The sequence below is a fragment of the Pseudanabaena sp. CCNP1317 genome (genome assembly GCF_034931345.1).
Lineage (GTDB): Bacteria > Cyanobacteriota > Cyanobacteriia > Pseudanabaenales > Pseudanabaenaceae > Pseudanabaena > Pseudanabaena galeata.
Genome location: NZ_JAYGIF010000056.1, coordinates 139,129 through 146,208, shown reverse-complemented (window position 1 = coordinate 146,208; position 7,080 = coordinate 139,129). Strand labels below are relative to the sequence as shown.

General features: G+C 42.0%; 7 protein-coding genes. 1 reads left to right on the top strand and 6 read right to left on the bottom strand.

The genetic code is table 11. The annotated features are described in order from the left end of the window. Positions 1 to 199 precede the first annotated feature (199 nt). The 4 genes from VB775_RS11585 to serS form a co-directional block, all read right to left on the bottom strand. Positions 200 to 1,123 (bottom strand): LysR family transcriptional regulator, encoded by a 924-nt coding sequence (locus tag VB775_RS11585; protein ID WP_281007968.1) that lies wholly within the window; start codon positions 1,121 to 1,123, stop codon positions 200 to 202. Positions 1,124 to 1,398: 275 nt separating this feature from the next. After that, on the bottom strand, positions 1,399 to 1,836 hold the full coding sequence (locus VB775_RS11580) for a hypothetical protein (RefSeq protein ID WP_281007969.1): 438 nt from the start codon (positions 1,834 to 1,836) through the stop codon (positions 1,399 to 1,401). Positions 1,837 to 2,130: 294 nt separating this feature from the next. Beyond that, positions 2,131 to 2,802, bottom strand: a complete 672-nt coding sequence (locus VB775_RS11575; RefSeq protein ID WP_281007970.1) for an L-threonylcarbamoyladenylate synthase — start codon at positions 2,800 to 2,802, stop codon at positions 2,131 to 2,133. Between the two features lie 48 nt (positions 2,803 to 2,850). After that, positions 2,851 to 4,125, bottom strand: coding sequence for a serine--tRNA ligase (gene serS / locus VB775_RS11570; RefSeq protein WP_281007971.1), 1,275 nt, complete (start codon positions 4,123 to 4,125; stop codon positions 2,851 to 2,853). Between the two features lie 221 nt (positions 4,126 to 4,346). On the opposite strand from serS, the gene VB775_RS11565 reads away from it, so the two are divergent. Further along, a complete protein-coding gene (locus tag VB775_RS11565) occupies positions 4,347 to 4,940 on the top strand; it encodes a cob(I)yrinic acid a,c-diamide adenosyltransferase (RefSeq protein ID WP_281007972.1) in 594 nt (197 codons plus the stop codon). A gap of 151 nt (positions 4,941 to 5,091) precedes the next feature. Here VB775_RS11565 and VB775_RS11560 read toward each other — a convergent pair whose 3' ends face one another. Both VB775_RS11560 and VB775_RS11555 read right to left on the bottom strand, forming a co-directional pair. Further along, complete coding sequence (locus tag VB775_RS11560; protein WP_281007973.1) at positions 5,092 to 5,445, bottom strand: DUF565 domain-containing protein; 354 nt, start codon at positions 5,443 to 5,445, stop codon at positions 5,092 to 5,094. A 381-nt stretch (positions 5,446 to 5,826) separates the two neighbouring features. Continuing rightward, on the bottom strand, positions 5,827 to 6,837 hold the full coding sequence (locus tag VB775_RS11555) for an RNA polymerase sigma factor, RpoD/SigA family (protein ID WP_281007974.1): 1,011 nt from the start codon (positions 6,835 to 6,837) through the stop codon (positions 5,827 to 5,829). Positions 6,838 to 7,080 lie beyond the last annotated feature (243 nt).

Genomic DNA, 7,080 nt, shown 5'->3' with positions numbered 1-7,080 from the left:
TCTTGTCAACCTTTTAGCTGGGTTGGTTGCTTATACATATCGAGAGACTAAACCTGCTTTAGATCTTCTCTTCAAAGGCTTACCTGCTCTTCCTCCTGCCATCTTTTAGTTCGTCGAACTCACGTTATAATTAACTAAACCTAGAAGCTGTCCCGCCTGCTACGCGGGCGGGGTAGCCTCTAGGTTTTTAGTTAGCCACTTACAGCGCACTTTTGTAAATGACAGAAATTTCCTGCTGAATCATCTGACCTGCAAGTTTACAAAAATATTGAATTGGCGGAATTTGAATACGATCGCTGGTCGTAACAAGGACAATTTCGCGAGTTAGGCAAGGATCATTGAGCGATCGCACTACTAAGTCTGGATCATGATTTAATTCCACTAAAAAGGTTTCTGGAAGCAAGGCAATCAAACTACCCTGCTTCACAATGCCTCGAAAAGCTTCAAGAGAGTTAAGCTCCAAAGCGGCATGTAAACGTAGCCCTTGGCGATTGAACTGATCTTGGACAAGACGCTGTAAACCATATCCATCTTTGAATACAGCTTGGGGAACGTTATTCAAATCTTTCCATGTTAGCGATTCTTGTTTACTGAGGGGATGATTAGCAGGTAGCAAAAGTTGGATTTTTTCTTCATATAGATGCTCCACTACCATTTCCGAACTCGCGGTTAAAAATGGATTATTCATCACGATCGCAATATCTATTAAGCCATCCTTGAGAACCTTTAGAGCGCGATCACTTCCTAATGTCGTTACTCGCAACTGGACATTGGGATAAATCTTAGAAAATCTTTGCAATATTGGTGGTAACTGATAAGCACATGCTGAAGGAATTCCCGCTACACAAAGTTCTGTTTGTTTGCCTGCTTGCAAATCAAGTAACTCTTGTTCGGCTGTTGACCAAATCTGACAAATTTTCTTAGCATGGGGTAATAAGCGATCGCCGCCCAGAGTTAATTTCGCGTTCCCTTGACGATGAAATAGCAATATACCAACAGTGGCTTCCAAAGACTGCACCTGTCGGCTGATAGTTGACTGACTAACTCCACATTTTTGCGCCGCCTGTTGAAAGTTTCCTGTTTCCGCAACTGCCAAAAAAGCCTGTAACTGTTCCAAACGCATGAAAAATTAATGATGGTTTTAGTTGTGTCAGCCACCATTAAGCAACTTCTGGGGTTTTGGAAAAGTAGCGCTAGTAACAAGTAAGTAGCTCACCATAATTAAAACCTAAAACCAGAAGCTGTCCCGCCCGCGTAGCGGGCGGGACAGCTTTCTAGGTTTTTAGGTTACTTATGCCTAGCTACTTAATATCAAAGTATCGCGATCGCTAGTCCTGTTAGGTCATAACCCCAAAAAGCAAGTAACGGCGCGAAGCGCCGTTACTTGCTTTTTGGGGGTTATTTAACCAATGATTCACCAAAGCTGCGAATTGTAGGCAATGTATCCGTAAACCACCCCAAGCCTAGCCCTGCGCCAGCCGTTAACACAAGAATAAAGAAACTCAAGCCGCGATTATGGGCTAAAAAAGCACGTAGCTCATTTCTTGCGACATACATCAGCAATACCCAGATAACACTAAGCCCTAAAGACAATAAAAACTGCGACTTTTGATAAAAGACAAATATCACCGCCGCGATCACCCATCCTACTGAGAATAACCAGTCCACTCCAAAAGCGATCGCCCCAGAAGGAATCCAGATCCTCCAATCAGCCTTATGAATCGAAAGCAGCCACCCATAGGCTATATAACCAACCAACACCAGAGTCAATGATAGAAGTGGTAAATTTCGTAAAACACGCATAATTTTGAGCTTTAAAGTAAAAGTATTAGTCACAGGTTATAGCGAAAAGGACTACATCTACATCAATTTGCCATCTAATACTAAGTAAAGAAATGGCTACGCCATTTCTTTACGGAAAGCCCCTTACAGGGTTTGTTTTTTAATTCACAAAAGGGTTGTCACACTTTTGTGAATTGGTATAAAACCTATTACAGCAATTACCAATCAAACAAACCAAGAAAATCTTTGAAAGTGTTGCAAAGCAACACTTTCAAAGATTTTCTTGGTTTGGGTTTAAGTGCAAAGCGTTGTAATACCATTTAGGAATACTAACTGCTTAGCCCTGAATCATAAAAATCGAACTTCTCCTAATCCTTGGCGCAGGACTTGTGGATTCAGATCATCAGTTAGGTCAAGAATTGTCGATACTTCATAGCTATGAACGGAGCCGTCATCAACAATCAAATCGACTAATTTGGAAAAGTAATCGAATAGTTCCATCTTTGGCAAATCACAAACATTACGCTGTTTTCCATTCTTAGTATGACTAAAGTCTTCATCATCAAGATCGTCTTCTTTCAGATTTGCTGATGTGGAAATAATCGGATTTCCTAGCGCTTCAATAATTGTTTGGGATACTCCATGATCGGGAACTCGAATTCCTGTAGTTTTACGCTTAGGATTTAACACTAATTTTGGTACAAGCTTAGTTGCTGGCAAGATAAACGTAAAAGGACCTGGCACAAGACTCTTCATCGTGCGATAGTTCGCATTAGAGACATTCGCATATTCAGCAATATTAGAGAGTGAAGAACATAAAAATGTCAGGGGCTTGTCGTTCGACATCTGCTTCAGCTTGCGAACCTTCTCTACGGCTGACTTGGACATCAGATCGCAACCGATCGCATAGACTGTATCCGTAGGATAGAGCATGATCGCGCCATCACGTAAAGCCGCTACGATTTGAGCGATCGTGCGGGGTTGCGGATTATCTGGATGCAGTCGGTGAATCGTAGCCATAGTTATATCTCGCGATAGTTTTGTAGAAAAAGCAAATGCTTGCTTTTTCTACAAATATTGTCTGTTGAGTAGAGGTTGTAGCACTTCAGGAATTAAGATGCGTCCATCAGGTTGCTGATAGTTTTCTAGAATTGCGGACATGGTACGTCCGACAGCTAAGCCTGAACCATTGAGGGTGTGCAGAAACTCAGTTCCCTTCTTGCCTTTACTCTTAAAGCGAATATTGGCGCGACGCGCTTGAAAATCATGGAAATTCGAGCAGCTAGAAATTTCGCGATAGGTATTTGCAGTCGGCAACCAAACTTCGAGGTCATAGCATTTTGCCGCACTGAAGCCGATGTCACCTGTGCAGAGTTCAACGACACGATAGGGTAGTTTCAATGCTTGCAAAATCGATTCTGCATCACGCACTAGTTTTTCATGCTCTTCCGCCGAGTTTTCGGGACGCACAAATTTAACTAGTTCCACTTTATTGAACTGATGTAACCGAATCAAGCCTCTAGTATCACGTCCATAACTTCCTGCTTCACGACGGAAACAAGGGGTATAGGCGCAATGATGAACTGGCAAATTCTCATCATCAAAGATTTCATCGCGATATAGATTCGTAACGGGAACTTCAGCAGTAGGAATTAACCACAGATCGTCTTCAGCACATTTAAATGAGTCTTCGGCAAACTTGGGTAATTGTCCTGTACCTGTGAGGCTAGCGGTATTCACCAAAAGCGGAGGTGCAACTTCAATATAACCATTGGCAGTATGGGTATTCAGCATGAACTGAATTAAGGCGCGTTCGAGGGCTGCTCCTGCACCAATCAAATTCACAAAACGAGCTTGAGAGATTTTAACGGCACGTTCAAAATTAAGAATCCCTAATTTTTCGCCAATTTCCCAATGGGGAAGAATGTCGGTGCGCGTAGTTTTATATTCATCACCCCAACGGCGCACTTCAATGTTTTCAGTTTCATTTGCACCAATGGGCGTAGTTTCACTGGGCAAATTTGGCAAACTCATCAAAATGGTGTTGCTTTCTTCGCGCAAGGATTTTTCCTTGGGTTCTAGTTCCGCTAACAGTTGTTTGATTTCTGGCGATCGCGCTTTGAGTGCTTGAATCTCCGACTCAGGCGCACCAGATTTCATTTTTAGCCCAACTTGCTTACCAATTTCGTTGCTTTCGGCTTGCAAATGCGATCTCTGAGTTTCGAGTACACGAACTTCCTGCTCTAGTTCGACCAATCTACTAATGTCGTAACCTTTGCCTCTACTGTTGAGGCGAGCTTGCACCTGTTCGGGCTGCGATCGCACGAGCTTAATGTCTAACACGGACTTTTATTTAACCTAAACGCACTCAGAGCATCATACAGCGCTTTGCGCTCAAACCCAACCCAACTATTCAATTGAAAGCGTTGCTTTGCAACGCTTTCAATTGAATAGTTAGTGATGCGGGCTTTGTCCGCATCACTAACAAATGTTAAAGATTGAACTATTTCTATATCTAGTGTCTGTTATGATGCATATTGGAAATTTAAACACTAGATTTGTTTATGGTTGCTCAAATTAAGACGGCTCAGATTAAGACGAATCACCCAAAAAACAACCAAAATCAGCCTCACACTAACCCAGTAGATCCTAACTCACCTAAACCATCATTGATCGTGACTCCCATTAAAGGACATGTGCAGGTGTTTATCGCACCCCATCGCAATCTCTATGCCGATATCATCGCTCAAGGTTTGCGTATTGCAGGACAAGGCACAAATGTCTTACTCGTACAATTTTTTCAGACAGGCATTAATCAAGGTTTGAGCAATCCCCGCCGGCTTGTTGAAAATCTAGAATGGCTAAGGTGTGAAGCCCAGCGCGATTTATCTAAAGACGATCTGGAATTGACAGATATTGAGAAATCGTCGGTATTGGAGCTATGGGACTATGCCAAAGTCGCGATTAAGTCAGCCCAAGCAGGTTTAGTGATCCTCGATGAAGCAGATTTGTTAGTGGCGCGATCGCTGATTACCGAGGATGAATTGCTAGAAGTGCTAGAAACGAGATCGCCCAAGGTCAATATCATCCTGATCGGCGCGTCAATACCTTCTCGCATTTCTGAATATGCCGATCAAGTTACCCATCGTCGCAGTTAGAGAAAGAAAGCTTGCTATGGAAACTTTTTAATCGATAGAAAGTATTGCTTTGCAATACTTTCTATCGATTTTTGATGGAGGGAGAGAGCAAACCCCAAAAGATGAGGGGAGGCGCGAAGCGCCTCCCCTCATCTTTTGGGGTTTGCTACAATTATGAGCCAAGCTTGAAAGCTTCCAGAAATAGTCCATACACTAAACCTAATTTAAGGGAATTTAAAATTTCCTTGGTTAATAGTCTTGGTGCTGCATTACTATCGCTTGGAGTAACTCGTTTGACCGTATAAACATAGCGGTTAATCATTTCTACAATAAACAGAGTAATTGCCGCAGCAGTAACATCTTGTTCAGATTTGGCTCCAGATATAGTAGAGATTACAGAGGCTAAAAAAAATCCTGACAATAGACTAATCAATATCAACGATGTACGTCGCCAAGGATTTCGTGACCATTGGGATATTTGAACAACACTGACACTTACGATTGTACTAAGACGGGTATTTTGCATAAAAATCAGGCATTGTGTCGGAGTTGTGGATAAGTTCAAGAGGATGGACAAGAATACTCATGACAATTGATAAACAAATCTATAGTAACGTGAGTTCGATATAGCCATTTGCGTCGTGCTTCGCACGACGCAAATGGCGAAAAATGGTAAGAATCGCTTAGCGATTCTTACCATTTTTCGCTTTCGTCGCACTGAATTTATAGTAATATCATGAATCGCAATAAACTTAGAAGTTAGAAGAGTAAACCAACGTGAGTTCGGGATAAACTACAAAATTTTAACCAAAATGGAGTAGCCAAGCCTCGCTTTGCGAGGCTTGGCTACTCCATTTTGGTTAAAATTATTAAAAAACAAGTGCGGTTCTTAGAACCGCACTTGTTTTTAGCTAGCCAGATATTCTTGCATTCTGGTTTTGCGCTTGCGTAGATAATCCATCGCTTGACGCTCTAATTGTCTTACCTGTTCACGGCTAAGATCCATGCGCTTGCTAATGCTAGCTAACGACATTTCCTGTCCATCCTCAAGCCCGTAACGCAAAATCATCACTTGACGTTGCTTTTCGGGTAACTCCTTCAGCAAGCTTTGGATATCTGTCCGTAGAGACTCGCGCTCTACATAGTTATCAGGAGAACGTCCTGTATCTTCTAGTAACTCAGCAAGTTCTGTATCTTGGTTATCACCAATGCGTAAGTCAAGGGAAATTGGCTGACGCGATAGGGATAGACATTCACGAACTTGATCAGTTTTGATGTTTAGCTCATAGGCAATTTCAGCTACCGTGGCAACTCGACCAAGATCTTGGGAAAGTTGGCGTTGGGCTTTTTTGATTTTGTTGAGCTTTTCAGTAATGTGAACTGGTAAGCGAATAGTCCGTGCTTGCTGAGCGATCGCCCTCGTAATTGCTTGACGAATCCACCAATAGGCATAGGTTGAAAACTTAAAGCCTTTAGTAGGATCAAACTTATCTACGGCTCGCTCTAACCCCAGAGTTCCTTCCTGCACTAAGTCCAGAAGTTCTAAGTTCCGTTTTTGATATTTCTTCGCTACAGAGACTACTAAACGGAGATTTGCTTCGATCATTTTACGTTTAGCACGTGTGCCAACACGAATAAGACTACGCAAAATCTCTGGCTCTATTCCTACAGTTTCTGCCCACTCTTGCTCAGTTGGTAAGCGATCGCTATTTTGAGCAATCTTTTCTTGAACTTCAAACAGCGCCATCATCTGCTGCACTTGCTTGCCATAGACAATCTCCTCTTCATTGCTGAGTAAAGGGATTTTCCCAATTTCATGCAAGTATGTGCGAACCATGTCAGCAGACAGACCGACCTGCTTGTTAGCTTGCCTATCCACTGTCTTTGGCGTGGGTTGGGTCAATGGTTCTTCAGACATATCGCTCCTACTTTTTTTAAACTAAGCTTTTTCTAAGAGTGCTTCTCCAAGACTAGAAGTCTGATACTAAAGAAGACCCTATAACTTTAAAATCAAAATTGATGGGCTTGGTAGCTTAAAATCATAATCTTTAAGTTTTATAAAGTTGATCTAATAATGTGTCATTTGCTTCGAGGTTGATTTGTATAATACATGATCAACCTTTTTTTCTCTTGCGTCTGGAGTTACATATTATTACAAATT